General features: G+C 56.3%; 1 protein-coding gene. It reads right to left on the minus strand.

What is annotated here, in order from left to right; genetic code table 11:
* Positions 1–61 precede the first annotated feature (61 nt).
* Positions 62–493 (minus strand): hypothetical protein, encoded by a 432-nt coding sequence (locus EOA19_RS34990; protein ID WP_023811898.1) that lies wholly within the window; start codon positions 491–493, stop codon positions 62–64.
* Positions 494–679: the final 186 nt, after the last annotated feature.

Consider the following 679-nt stretch of genomic DNA (forward strand, 5'->3'; position numbering starts at 1 on the left):
TGGCGCCCAATCGTTCATCCACCTCGCTTGAAACGAGCTTCAATCGCCGTCCTTGGCGATCTCAGTGCCACATTCTCTCTCTAAGCCACTTAAGAAACCTGTTCCCTCCAATCGACCGGCGGACTCTAGCGGCAGCCCACTGCCCTCTGAACGTGGTTCCGACATGGCAACTGCAGACGATGTCATGCAACTCACCGTCAGACAGTTCGAAGAAGCGCTTTGCTTCCCCATAGGTGTCATCCTTCAGGCCTAACGCACGCAGTAGCGGGTCCTCGAAGGCCACTGTAATTGGCGAGCCCTCACCGCGTGCTGCGTCGCGGGCTTCCCGCTTCAGATACTCAGTGCCGGTAAGGGCTCTCAGGCGTCGCTCGGGATGTTGTGCCAGCAACTCTGCCCAGCGCTCAATACGCTGTTGCCGGGTCATGATCGGGTATGTCGAGAGGGGTTCTACTTCTGCAATTGTCTGCAATTGACTTAGAGTTTGGTGTTCCATCGTCGGCTCCTTTTGATCGAAGTCCCTTCCCCACAAAAACTATCGCGCGCCTACGCACTGACAAGAGCCGGTAAGGCGGCCACTTGCCCGACATGGATTGCGAAATGACAAAAACAGCGCATTGCTCCGCCGGCGCGCGAAACGATATCTCATCCCAAATCAGACCGAAGCCGTTCAGAACGAACA

The organism is Mesorhizobium sp. M7A.F.Ca.US.010.02.1.1 (assembly GCF_004023085.1).
GTDB lineage: Bacteria > Pseudomonadota > Alphaproteobacteria > Rhizobiales > Rhizobiaceae > Mesorhizobium.

What these genes read in the sequence shown, in the direction of transcription:
- EOA19_RS34990 (WP_023811898.1), bottom strand. Translation starts at nt 493, where the DNA reads ATGGAACACCAAACTCTAAGTCAATTGCAGACAATTGCAGAAGTAGAA.